The following is an 11,815-nucleotide window of genomic DNA, read 5'->3' as shown; positions in this document are numbered from 1 at the left end:
GGTTATAGGTATGATTCGATTAATTAAATTTTTTGATGATGACTTCAATTAGTAGAACATGTATTTTTCGATAAAAGCACCGATGACTTTTTCATGAAGTTCTACAGAGCGCGAGAAACAGATGGTTCTGCGAGTCAGACGTTTGATTCAGGTTCTCAGGGGCAGATTCAGGGAAAGATCACAGGGAAAGATCATCGGTGTGCCGTAGGCACAAAGATGCAAAACGGGACGTTTTGCATGTAATAAGCATAAGCTTGTGAAGAGATGGTGGCAGGCCCACCGGGATCTGCTGTCGGAAGTCGGTCCCAAACAACCCCGGCTGCTGTGGTAAAGAGCCATGGTAGTGAGCGCAGGGGGAACGATCAGACGAGATCTGATCCTATGTGAGATTAGGGAAAGATCATCAAAAGTTCACTTTTTGTACTAAATAATTCGCATTTTATGTTTAAAAATTGAGATATTCCTCATTACCTGAAGCTGTTTTTTATTGCTTATACATGATCAAATACTCCTTACATAAATAAGGTGAACAAATGGAACTTAAAAAATTGATGGAACATATTTCTATTATTCCCGATTACAGATAAGCCTGGAAAGTAGAGCATAAATTGTCAGGCATCCTACTATTGACTATTTTTGCCGTTATTTCTGGTGCAGAAAGTTGGGAAGATATAGAGGATTTCGGGGAAACACATCTCGATTTCTTGAAGCAATATGGTGATTTTGAAAATGGTATTCCTGTTCACGATACCATTGCCAGAGTTGTATCCTGTATCAGTCCTGCAAAATTTCACGAGTGCTTTATTAACTGGATGCGTGACTGCCATTCTTCAGATGATAAAGACGTCATTGCAATTGATGGAAAAACGCTCCGGCACTCTTATGACAAGAGTCGCCGCAGGGGAGCGATTCATGTCATTAGTGCGTTCTCAACAATGCACAGTCTGGTCATCGGACAGATCAAGACGGATGAGAAATCTAATGAGATTACAGCTATCCCAGAACTTCTTAACATGCTGGATATTAAAGGAAAAATCATCACAACCGATGCGATGGGTTGCCAGAAAGATATTGCAGAGAAGATACAAAAACAGGGAGGTGATTATTTATTCGCTGTAAAAGGAAACTAGGGGCGGCTAAATAAAGCCTTCGAGGAAAAATTTCCGCTGAAAGAATTAAATAATCCCAAGCATGACAGTTACGCAATTAGTGAAAAGAGTCACGGCAGAGAAGAAACCCGTCTTCATATTGTTTGCGATGTCCCTGATGAGCTTATTGATTTCACGTTTGAATAGAAAGGGCAGCTATGGTTAGAAACTACCTGACGTCAGTCCTTGCGGGGAGCAGGCTTTCGTAAATTTGTCCTGCTACAACAGGATTAACTTCACAAATATCATTTCTCAACGTCTACACTTACTCCTGTAAACCGTTCAGGAGCAGTAATGAATCAGCAACGATTTGATGACAGCACCCTAATCCGTATCTTCGCGCTTCATGAGTTATATCGACTGAAAGAACATGGCTTAACGCGCGGGGCGCTTCTCGATTATCACAGCCGCTATAAACTCGTCTTTCTGGCTCATTCCCAGCCGGAATACCGCAAACTTGGCCCGTTTGTGGCTGATATTCATCGGTGGCAAAATCTGGATGACTATTACAACCAGTACCGCCAACGCGTAATCGTTTTACTTTCTCACCCCGCCAACACGCGCGATCACACCAACGTTTTGATGCACGTTCAGGGTTATTTTCGCCCACATATTGATTCCACAGAACGCCAGCAGCTGGCTGCGCTTATCGACAGTTATCGCCGTGGCGAGCAACCGCTTCTTGCGCCGCTGATGCGTATCAAACACTATATGGCGCTTTATCCTGACGCCTGGCTTTCAGGGCAGCGTTATTTCGAACTTTGGCCGCGTGTGATTAACTTGCGCCATTCAGGAGTTTTATGACTACCCATCTGGTCTGGTTTCGCCAGGATTTACGTCTGCATGATAATCTCGCGCTTGCTGCCGCCTGCCGCAATTCGTCTGCACGCGTGCTGGCGCTGTATATCGCTACACCACGCCAGTGGGAGACGCATAACATGTCGCCGCGTCAGGCTGAACTTATCAATGCTCAACTGAATGGGCTACAAATAGCGCTTGCGGAAAAAGGTATTCCTTTATTGTTCCGTGAAGTGGATGACTTTGTCGCCAGTGTCGAAATAGTTAAACAGGTGTGCGCGGAAAACAGCGTTACCCACCTGTTTTATAACTATCAGTATGAAGTGAATGAGCGGGCGCGGGATGTGGAAGTTGAAAGAGCGCTGCGTAACGTGGTGTGTGAAGGATTTGATGACAGCGTGATCCTGCCGCCTGGCGCGGTGATGACCGGTAATCACGAGATGTACAAAGTCTTTACGCCTTTTAAGAATGCCTGGCTGAAACGGCTGCGGGAAGGGATGCCGGAGTGCGTCGCTGCGCCAAAAGTTCGTAGTAGCGGATCGATAGAGCCCTCGCCATCCATTACGCTGAATTATCCTCGTCAGTCTTTCGATACTGCGCATTTCCCGGTGGAAGAAAAAGCGGCGATTGCGCAATTACGCCAGTTTTGCCAGAACGGTGCCGGAGAATATGAGCAACAACGAGATTTTCCGGCAGTGGAAGGCACCAGTCGTTTGTCCGCCAGCCTGGCAACGGGCGGGTTATCGCCTCGCCAGTGTTTGCATCGCTTGTTGGCGGAACAGCCGCAGGCGCTGGACGGTGGGGCCGGTAGTGTCTGGCTTAGTGAGCTGATCTGGCGCGAGTTCTACCGTCATCTGATGACGTATTACCCCTCGTTGTGTAAACATTGTCCGTTTATTGCCTGGACGGATCGTGTGCAGTGGCAGAGCAATCCCGCACATTTACAGGCCTGGCAGGAAGGCAAAACGGGATACCCGATTGTCGATGCCGCCATGCGTCAGCTTAACAGCACTGGCTGGATGCATAACCGGCTACGGATGATTTCAGCCAGTTTTCTGGTGAAAGATTTGTTGATCGACTGGCGCGAAGGCGAGCGATATTTCATGTCGCAGCTGATTGATGGTGATTTGGCAGCCAATAACGGTGGCTGGCAGTGGGCGGCGTCTACGGGTACTGATGCAGCGCCGTATTTTCGTATTTTCAACCCGACAACCCAGGGCGAGAAATTTGATCGCGAAGGTGAGTTTATCCGCCGATGGTTACCGGAGCTGCGCGATGTACCAGGGAAAGCGGTGCATGAGCCGTGGAAGTGGGCGCAGAAAGCAGGTGTGATGCTGGATTATCCGCAACCGATAGTTGATCACAAAGAGGCAAGGCTGCGAACGCTGGCAGCGTACGAAGAAGCGAGGAAAGGAGCCTGATAAAACGCAGCGAGCGTTTTATCAGGTATGGTGCTGGCCTATTATGACTCCAGCGCCAGCGCGCGGTTTCTGAATTTCAGCGCCTGATACAGCCAAATCATCAGTACCAGTCCTACACACGCCAGTGCGCCCCAGGTAATTTGATCAAATACTTCAATATATGCATTGATGGAGTAGTTGATCGCCCCGGAAGCATCAAACGAAGCCTGCGATGTCTGATCGGCAATCACGCCCGCCAGATAGTTCGCGATCGCGCCAGAAAGCAGCATGTAGATGCCGGTTAATACGCCGGTCACGCCCGGAATTTCAATGCGCGTAATTTGCGACATGGCAACCGGGTCGATAAACAGTTCCGCAAAGCCCATCACCGCCAGGCCTAATACCATCAGTGGCAGAGAAGAGTGACCATACATTGCGGACCAGCGGGCGCTTAAGGTCAGAATGCAGAATCCGGCGCTCATCAGGCCAAGGCCAAGAGCAAATTTTCCCCAGATGCGCACGGTACGATTACCTGCGACGCTTTCTTTAACCACCCACGCCAGGAACACACCGCACAGCATAACTGCGAAGGCATTAATCGACTGGAACATAGCAGTCGGAACGGTATAACCAAACATATCGCGGTTAACGAAGCGGTCGATATAAAGGCTAATCGAGCTGCCGCCCTGTTGTGCGAAGGCCCAGAACAACATACTGAAGAAGGTGAGCGTCACAATCAGCCCCAGCTCCTTACGCTGTTTCTGGTTTTCTGCTTTGCGATAAATTTTTGCCAGTACACCCAGGCCAATAATAGTCGCGACAATTAAGGCGTATACCGACCACTCTTTCCTGAACAGTACGGTAATCAGCGCAGGCGTTGCCACCAGCAGAACCAGCAGCCATCCCCAGTTAGGCAGGAGAAAGTTTGTTGCACGCAGTACTTTTTTATTAACGCCGCGGGTATGTGTGAAATGACGATTGCCACATAAGAAAATGACCAGACCCGCGATCATACCCACCGCCGCCAGGCCAAAGCCCATCGCCCAGCTGTACTCTTCCTGGGCGTAACCACAGGCGATAGGTGCGATAATAGACCCCACGTTACCCGCTGCATACATCAGCGAGAAACCGCCATCACGACGCGGATCGGTTGGCTCATACAGCTCGCCGAGCAGGCAACTGACATTGGATTTAAACAGACCATAGCCACAAACGATAATCGCCAGGGACAGATAGAGGAATGACGGATGGATCTCACTGGCACCCAGCACCACATGACCGATCGCCATCAACAACGCCCCCAGCATCACCGCCATGCGATTGCCGAGAACTTTATCCGCCAAAAAGCCACCGAGGATTGGCGTGACATACACCAGCGAACAGTAGGCGCTAAATAACTCGTAGGCGTGAGTATCGTTGTATTTTAGTTGATTGGTGAGATAGAGAATCAGCAGGGCACGCATGCCGTAAAAGCTAAAATATTCCCAGATTTGCAGCGCAACGACATAGTAAATAGCGCGCGGTTGTGATGCGTGTTTATTCATAATAATTCCACAATTGACGGCAACGTCACGTAATAGTTGCGCGGCGTGCTTGTGTTTCCTTAAAGTTAAAACTTTGATACAGATCTGATTATTTATGCAATATGCTGTCTGATTGCATAAATATACATTAGCTGAAGCGTGATGATATAAACAATTTGCGTCTTTTGGCGTCGGGTTTGTTTCTTAATATGTCAAAAGATTGGCTATCGACGAACAGGCGAGGTAACGCTATGTTAACGGTGTAGCTATCAGAATACGGAAGGCGCGAAGATGAAAAACACCGAACTGGAACAACTGATTAACGAAAAACTGAACAGCGCGGCGATTAGTGATTACGCGCCGAATGGTTTGCAGGTGGAAGGCAAAGAGACGGTGCAAAAAATTGTTACCGGTGTCACCGCCAGCCAGGCTTTGCTCGATGAGGCAGTGCGTCTGGGCGCGGATGCGGTCATTGTGCATCATGGCTACTTCTGGAAAGGAGAGTCTCCGGTCATTCGCGGAATGAAGCGTAACCGTTTAAAAACGTTGCTGGCGAATGATATCAACCTGTATGGCTGGCATTTGCCGCTTGACGCACATCCTGAGCTGGGCAATAACGCACAGCTGGCGGCGTTACTGGGGATCACGGTCATGGGCGAAATTGAGCCGTTGGTGCCGTGGGGAGAGCTGACCATGCCTGTGCCGGGACTGGAACTAGCCTCCTGGATTGAAGCGCGTCTGGGACGTAAGCCGTTATGGTGTGGCGATACCGGACCTGAGGTGGTCCAGCGCGTCGCCTGGTGCACGGGCGGCGGGCAAAGTTTTATCGATAGCGCCGCGCGTTTTGGCGTGGATGCTTTTATTACTGGCGAAGTTTCTGAACAGACCATTCATTCAGCCCGCGAGCAGGGGTTGCATTTTTATGCTGCAGGTCACCATGCCACTGAACGTGGTGGTATTCGCGCATTGAGCGAGTGGCTGAATGAAAATACCGATCTTGATGTGACCTTTATTGATATTCCTAATCCTGCATAACGAATAATCAGAGGGATCGAAAGTGCAACGAGCGCGTTGTTATCTGATAGGTGAAACGGCGGTAGTGCTGGAACTGGAACCGCCGGTGACGCTGGCTAGCCAGAAACGGATCTGGCGACTGGCGCAGCGTCTGGTGGATATGCCGAATGTGGTTGAAGCCATTCCCGGCATGAACAATATCACGGTGATTTTGCGTAATCCTGAGTCGCTGGCGCTGGATGCCATAGAGCGTTTGCAACGCTGGTGGGAGGAGAGCGAGGCCCTGGAACCTGAGTCTCGCTTTATTGAAATTCCGGTGGTTTACGGTGGTGCAGGCGGACCGGATTTGGCGGTGGTCGCGGCGCATTGCGGGTTGAGCGAAAAACAGGTTGTTGAATTGCACTCCTCCGTGGAATACGTGGTCTGGTTTTTAGGTTTTCAACCGGGCTTCCCGTATCTCGGGAGTTTGCCGGAACAACTACACACGCCACGGCGCGCTGAACCGCGCTTACTCGTTCCGGCAGGTTCTGTCGGGATCGGCGGGCCGCAGACTGGTGTTTATCCGCTGGCAACGCCGGGTGGCTGGCAGTTGATTGGTCATACCTCACTCAGCCTGTTTGATCCGGCGCGTGACGAACCCATCTTATTACGTCCGGGAGACAGCGTGCGCTTTGTACCGCAGAAGGAGGGAGTATGCTGAAGATTATTCGTGCGGGCATGTATACCACTGTGCAGGATGGCGGTCGTCACGGTTTTCGCCAGTCGGGTATCAGCCACTGCGGCGCACTGGATATGCCTGCGTTACGCATTGCTAACCTGCTGGTGGGTAATGATGCCAATGCCCCCGCGCTGGAGATCACGCTCGGTCAGTTAACGGTTGAGTTCGAAACTGATGGGTGGTTTGCTCTGACGGGTGCCGGTTGCGAAGCGCGGCTGGATGATAATGCCGTCTGGACCGGCTGGCGATTGCCGATGAAAGCAGGCCAGCGTTTAACGCTTAAACGCCCGCAGCACGGGATGCGCAGTTATCTGGCGGTCGCGGGTGGTATTGATGTTCCGCCGGTAATGGGGTCATGCAGCACCGATCTCAAAGTGGGGATTGGCGGGCTGGAAGGCCGTTTACTGAAGGATGGTGACCGACTCCCGATTGGCAAAGCGAAGCGTGATTTTATGGAAGCGCAGGGCGTTAAACAGCTGCTGTGGGGCAACCGCATTCGCGCCTTGCCGGGGCCGGAATATCATGAGTTCGATCGCGCCTCGCAGGATGCATTCTGGCGTTCGCCCTGGCAGCTTAGCTCGCAAAGTAACCGCATGGGCTATCGCTTACAGGGGCAAATTTTAAAACGCACCACCGATCGCGAACTGTTATCTCACGGTTTGTTACCGGGCGTGGTGCAGGTGCCGCATAACGGGCAGCCCATTGTGTTGATGAACGACGCACAGACCACCGGTGGTTACCCGCGTATTGCCTGTATCATTGAGGCTGATATGTACCATCTGGCGCAAATTCCGCTCGGTCAGCCGATTCATTTTGTCCAGTGTTCACTGGAAGAGGCACTGAAAGCGCGGCAAGATCAGCAACGTTATTTTGAACAATTAGCGTGGCGGCTGCACAATGAAAATTGACCTGAACGCCGATCTGGGCGAAGGCTGCGCCAGCGACGCAGAGCTATTAACGCTGGTTTCCTCTGCCAATATTGCCTGTGGATTTCATGCAGGCGATGCGCAAACCATGCAGGCTTGCGTGCGTGAAGCAATAAAAAATGGTGTCGCGATTGGCGCTCATCCGAGTTTTCCCGACAGGGAAAATTTTGGTCGCAGCGCCATGCAGCTGCCGCCAGAAACCGTTTACGCCCAGACGCTGTATCAAATTGGCGCGCTGGCAACGATTGCCCGTGCGCAAGGCGGCGTAATGCGTCATGTCAAACCGCACGGCATGTTGTACAACCAGGCGGCGAAAGAAGCACAACTGGCAGACGCCATCGCCAGAGCGGTATACGCTTGCGATCCGGCATTGATTCTCGTTGGGCTGGCAGGAAGCGAGCTGATTCGTGCAGGCAAGCAATATGGCCTGACAACGCGCGAGGAAGTGTTTGCCGATCGCGGTTATCAGGCTGACGGCTCGCTGGTGCCGCGAAGTCAGCGAGGCGCGTTGATTGAAAACGAAGAACAGGCGTTGGCGCAAACGCTAGAGATGGTGCAACACGGCAGAGTCAAAAGTATCACCGGCGAATGGGCAACGGTCACGGCGCAAACAGTCTGCCTGCATGGCGACGGCGAGCACGCACTGGCGTTCGCCCGCCGACTACGCTCTACATTTGCCGAAAAGGAGATTGTTGTCGCAGCATAACCCCGATTAATAAAGAATGAAAAAAGGATATCACCATGCCTGAAGGCCCGGAGATCCGCCGTGCAGCGGATAACCTGGAGGCGGCGATCAAAGGCAAACCACTAACTGATGTCTGGTTTGCCTTCCCGCAGTTAAAAACTTATCAATCACAACTTATCGGTCAACACGTTACCCATGTGGAAACGCGTGGTAAGGCGTTGTTAACTCATTTTTCCAACGACTTAACGCTCTACAGCCATAATCAGCTTTACGGCGTCTGGCGCGTGGTTGATACCGGCGAAGAGCCGCAGACCACGCGAGTATTGCGGGTAAAACTGCAAACGGCTGACAAAACCATTCTGCTTTATAGCGCCTCGGATATTGAGATGTTGAGGCCGGAACAACTGACCACGCATCCGTTTTTACAACGCGTTGGTCCCGATGTGCTGGATCCGAATCTGACGCCGGAGGTGGTAAAGGAACGGTTATTATCACCGCGCTTTCGTAACCGTCAGTTTGCTGGATTACTGCTCGATCAGGCGTTTCTGGCAGGACTTGGCAATTATTTGCGGGTGGAGATCCTCTGGCAGGTTGGGGTGACTGGAAATCATAAAGCGAAAGACCTCAATGCGGCGCAACTGGATGCACTCGCACACGCGTTACTGGATATTCCTCGGTTTTCTTACGCTACGCGGGGGCAGGTGGATGAGAATAAGCATCATGGGGCGCTGTTTCGCTTTAAGGTTTTTCATCGTGATGGCGAACTGTGCGAACGCTGTGGCGGCATCATTGAGAAAACCACGTTGTCCTCGCGCCCGTTTTACTGGTGTCCAGGCTGCCAGCACTAGGCCGACCGCTTCGGCGCATAGGTTGAAATAAACCGCGCAATGGCTGGCCCCGTCAGCAAAATACTGAACAGGCGCAGGGTTTGCATCGCCATAATAAGCGCCATATCGGCATTGCTCCCTGCGGCGATGACCGCCACGGTATCAAGCCCGCCGGGACTGGTGGCGAGGTAGGCAGTCATAAAATCAATGTGCATAAACCGGGTCAGCCCCCACGCCATACCCGCACAAATAGCCAGCAGAGCAAAAATCGACAGCAGGATTTGCGGTAGCGGGCGTAGTGCCCGCAGTAAGATTTGTTTATCGAAACCAAGACCAATCCGCCAGCCAATTGCCATATACGCCATCGCAAGCAGCCATTCCGGGAGTTCGATGGTGATGAGCTGACCAGACTGGAGCACTGCGCCCGCCAGCATCGGGATGAGCATCGTGCCGGAAGGAAAACGTAGCAAGCATCCCGCCGTACCGGCAACGACCGCGAGCAAAATCGTAAGCAGGAGATTAATGCTCACTGGCGGGAACCAGACGATTTGCTGGTTAACCGCTTCAGCGTTATCACCCAGCATCATGCGGGTGACCAAAACAGCGGCCCCCGCGACGAACAGCACTCGCAGATATTGCATAAATGCAACCAGGCGAATATCTGCGCCGTAATCTTGCGCCATAGCGACCATTGCCGCCGCGCCGCCAGGAGAAGAACCCCAGGCACCGGTATTTCCAGGCAATGAGCTATAGCGCACCAATAACCAACCCACGATGGCGCTGGAAAGCAGCGTCACCAGTAAAATAGCAAGCACGATCGGCCAGTTGGCGGCCAGCGTGGTGAGAATCGAACCAGTGAGGTTTTGCGCAATCATGCAGCCAAGAATGGCCTGCGCGGCGAGAAAAGCGGAGCGGGGAAGTTGCAGAGTAATTCCGCGCATACTGAAGATGATCCCGGCGATCATCGGCCCAAGTAATAGCGCCGCCGGGAGATGTACCGCGAGGAAACCAATAGAAAGGAGAAGTGATAGCACACATAACATTCCCCACTGCAAAACTGGCATCCTTCGCTCCCTCATTATTTTCTCTTTGGTGTATCGATACAGCATAAAGAAAGCCGGGCCAGGAAAAAATAACAGCAATCAAGGAAAAGGGGAAAATCAGCAATTTTCTGAAAGAGATGCCCTTTCCGGCTGCAAAGGGCATCATGGCAAATCAGTTATAGTTAATTTTAAAAAGCACCACTGTATCGAAGGGCCCAGCCTCGATGGGGGTACCTGCAATGGACGAAAGTTCAGCTGTATAGGTTTTTTCGTAGACCAACATGTCGCTGGTGAAATCGGCGTATTCAGCATATTTATTGAAGGTATAAGGCGAGGCGTTTTCATCCAGCAAACGTAGCTTCAGACCATTACCAATCAACAATGCTTTATCTTCTTCAACCAACGTTTCTTCGGTATAAAAGGAGGAACTGACTTTAAATCCGTCGGTGCATTGGTCATTTTGTGATTTTGTCGTCTTAATACTGAATGTTTTCGACATTGTGTGGCGACGAATATCCAGCAAATTAAATTTACCAAAATCAATCACCTGTGTTTCCGGTGAAATGGAAAAATTGACGCTGCAATCCAGCACGCGAATGTTTTCCAGACCAGTAATATGATATTTCAGGTTTTGGGCAGTAGGGTCTTCGTTAACGCTACCGGCACCGTCAAATTGCACGACGATATAGTCGCTAAGCGTACTTTGATAATCATGCGGCGGCATTTCTCGTATTTTGACGTATAACCGCATGCGAGCGAGAAAGGTACGCGACATGTGAATATTAGCGGGATCACCCGAGCAAATTTTGTTCTGCCATCCCATCGCGATAATCTGCTCAGGGGTATAAATGTCAATGTTCTTACTGTCAATACACTGGTTAGTGTCGATGCGGCTTTTTCCCTGGTTGGCGTCATAATCAACGCCATTGTAAGTTACGCCGAGTTGATAATAGCGATCCTGCACCCCCGGGTAGGGGTTTACCCAGGCATAAACATGCTCACTTTCAAAATTGCCGTTGGTATTGTTGTCACAATAGACGGGAATTTTAATATCGTCAGATTCCCAAATCTTATCGCCGAGTTTGGCATTGCCTGGTACAGCAAAAGGTTGAATCGCTTCTGATTTTTCTACCGAGCCACCGGATGAACCAAAGTAGCAGTTCAGGGCAAGCGCAGACTTCAACAGCAGAAATAACAGACAGATGACGAGCAACACTCCCTTGCCAGCACTCATTTCTTCGCCTCCACGGCTTGTAAATGGCATTGTCCGCTGCAGTTGAGCGTCGTCATGCGTAACGCGCCGTAATCATCCATATAACCGAGATAAAACTGGCTGCCGCTATAATTTCCGGTGTTTGTGTTGACCGTACTAAAAGGCGCAACCATCACGGTTTTGAAGCCGGGGAGAACGCCTTTTTCATTTCGTCCCAGGTAGGCAATGGTCAGATAATACGCGGTAGGATTTTTCAGTGTCAGTTGGTTGCCCTGCTGGCTGACCTGTAACTGCAGTTCGACCTTTTCTCCTGCTTTCTTGCGTAATGCAGCCGGTCGCCAGAACACCTTGATACGACTCTGAATGGCGACTTGCAGAACGGCATGGTCGCTGTTTTTTTCCGGGGCGGGAGGAATTTCACGCATATTGTAGAAAAATAGCGTTTCGCGATCGCCCGGTAATTTTGTGGTCGAGGCTTGCTTTACTATCCGTACCTGCGTTGTTGCTTTCGGTTCCAGAC

Annotated in this window: 11 protein-coding genes and 2 pseudogenes; 8 read left to right on the top strand and 5 right to left on the bottom strand. The window is 50.9% G+C overall.

The window, feature by feature from the left end; genetic code table 11:
- Positions 1 to 48 precede the first annotated feature (48 nt).
- Positions 49 to 168: pseudogene (locus tag E0D98_RS16815) on the bottom strand (IS1 family transposase); the annotation flags it as partial.
- 365 nt (positions 169 to 533) lie between these two features.
- Between E0D98_RS16815 and E0D98_RS16810 the strand changes: the two are divergent.
- From E0D98_RS16810 to phrB, 3 genes and pseudogenes are all read left to right on the top strand, one after another.
- Positions 534 to 1,292, top strand: a pseudogene (locus tag E0D98_RS16810) (ISAs1 family transposase); the annotation flags it as partial.
- Between the two features lie 150 nt (positions 1,293 to 1,442).
- Positions 1,443 to 1,952, top strand: coding sequence for a YbgA family protein (locus tag E0D98_RS16805; RefSeq protein ID WP_001076014.1), 510 nt, complete (start codon positions 1,443 to 1,445; stop codon positions 1,950 to 1,952).
- A complete protein-coding gene (gene phrB / locus E0D98_RS16800) occupies positions 1,949 to 3,367 on the top strand; it encodes a deoxyribodipyrimidine photo-lyase (RefSeq protein ID WP_000207159.1) in 1,419 nt (472 codons plus the stop codon). Before E0D98_RS16805 ends, phrB begins: the two co-directional genes overlap by 4 nt.
- Before the next feature lie 41 nt (positions 3,368 to 3,408).
- Here phrB and dtpD read toward each other — a convergent pair whose 3' ends face one another.
- Positions 3,409 to 4,890, bottom strand: a complete 1,482-nt coding sequence (gene dtpD / locus E0D98_RS16795) for a dipeptide permease DtpD (RefSeq protein WP_001032690.1) — start codon at positions 4,888 to 4,890, stop codon at positions 3,409 to 3,411.
- A 270-nt stretch (positions 4,891 to 5,160) separates the two neighbouring features.
- Here dtpD and ybgI point away from each other — a divergent pair, with 270 nt between their 5' ends.
- From ybgI to nei, 5 genes are read left to right on the top strand one after another with little or no spacing between them, the layout of a single operon-like run.
- Positions 5,161 to 5,904 carry a radiation resistance protein YbgI gene (gene ybgI / locus E0D98_RS16790; RefSeq protein WP_000798871.1) on the top strand — a complete coding sequence of 248 codons (744 nt, stop codon included), beginning with the start codon at positions 5,161 to 5,163 and terminating at the stop codon, positions 5,902 to 5,904.
- A gap of 22 nt (positions 5,905 to 5,926) precedes the next feature.
- A complete protein-coding gene (gene pxpB, locus E0D98_RS16785; RefSeq protein WP_001188343.1) occupies positions 5,927 to 6,583 on the top strand; it encodes a 5-oxoprolinase subunit PxpB in 657 nt (218 codons plus the stop codon).
- On the top strand, positions 6,577 to 7,509 hold the full coding sequence (gene pxpC, locus E0D98_RS16780) for a 5-oxoprolinase subunit PxpC (RefSeq protein WP_000912716.1): 933 nt from the start codon (positions 6,577 to 6,579) through the stop codon (positions 7,507 to 7,509). The genes pxpB and pxpC overlap by 7 nt, the downstream gene beginning before the upstream one ends.
- Positions 7,499 to 8,233: a 5-oxoprolinase subunit PxpA gene (gene pxpA, locus E0D98_RS16775; RefSeq protein ID WP_000687134.1), complete on the top strand. Its 735-nt coding sequence runs from the start codon at positions 7,499 to 7,501 to the stop codon at positions 8,231 to 8,233. Before pxpC ends, pxpA begins: the two co-directional genes overlap by 11 nt.
- Positions 8,234 to 8,268: 35 nt before the next feature.
- Positions 8,269 to 9,060: an endonuclease VIII gene (nei, locus tag E0D98_RS16770; RefSeq protein ID WP_001114027.1), complete on the top strand. Its 792-nt coding sequence runs from the start codon at positions 8,269 to 8,271 to the stop codon at positions 9,058 to 9,060.
- On the opposite strand, the gene E0D98_RS16765 is transcribed toward nei, so the two are convergent.
- The 3 genes from E0D98_RS16765 to E0D98_RS16755 all read right to left on the bottom strand — a co-directional run.
- Positions 9,057 to 10,103: an AbrB family transcriptional regulator gene (locus E0D98_RS16765; protein WP_001299804.1), complete on the bottom strand. Its 1,047-nt coding sequence runs from the start codon at positions 10,101 to 10,103 to the stop codon at positions 9,057 to 9,059. The two genes, nei and E0D98_RS16765, sit on opposite strands and share 4 nt — an antisense overlap.
- A 151-nt stretch (positions 10,104 to 10,254) precedes the next feature.
- A complete protein-coding gene (locus tag E0D98_RS16760) occupies positions 10,255 to 11,316 on the bottom strand; it encodes a fimbrial protein (RefSeq protein ID WP_050877187.1) in 1,062 nt (353 codons plus the stop codon).
- A partial coding sequence (locus E0D98_RS16755; RefSeq protein ID WP_131890771.1) for a molecular chaperone occupies positions 11,313 to 11,815 on the bottom strand: 503 nt, incomplete at its 5' end. The genes E0D98_RS16755 and E0D98_RS16760, both read right to left, overlap by 4 nt.

The sequence above is a fragment of the Escherichia sp. KCJ4928 genome, assembly GCF_004352695.1.
Lineage (GTDB): Bacteria > Pseudomonadota > Gammaproteobacteria > Enterobacterales > Enterobacteriaceae > ECMA0423.
This window is presented reverse-complemented; position numbering and strand designations above follow the sequence as displayed.